The organism is Chryseobacterium sp. SIMBA_038 (genome assembly GCF_046535115.1).
GTDB lineage: Bacteria > Bacteroidota > Bacteroidia > Flavobacteriales > Weeksellaceae > Chryseobacterium.
Genome location: NZ_JAWRXH010000185.1, coordinates 1 through 269 on the forward strand (window position 1 = coordinate 1; position 269 = coordinate 269).

Genomic DNA, 269 nt, shown 5'->3' on the forward strand with positions numbered 1-269 from the left:
GGACTGCCAACACACACGGTCCACGCAGGCAAGTCCTGAAACACCGAACTACGCGCACCGACGACCGCTCCTCGGCCGACCACTGTTCCCGGAGCAACAAATACATCGGCAGCGAGCCACGCCTGTTCCTCGATAATGATTGGCCGCCCGCGAATTGGGAACGCCGCATCGCGATAATCATGATCGCCACCGCAGAGATAGCTGCGTTGCGAAATGACAGCGTGCGCCTGTACTTCGATTTCTCCGAGGCTGTAAAGTACCGCGTCATC

1 pseudogene is annotated in these 269 nt (G+C 58.7%); it reads right to left on the reverse strand.

The features are described 5' to 3' along the window. Positions 1-269: pseudogene (locus SB689_RS23215) on the reverse strand (colanic acid biosynthesis acetyltransferase WcaF); the annotation flags it as partial.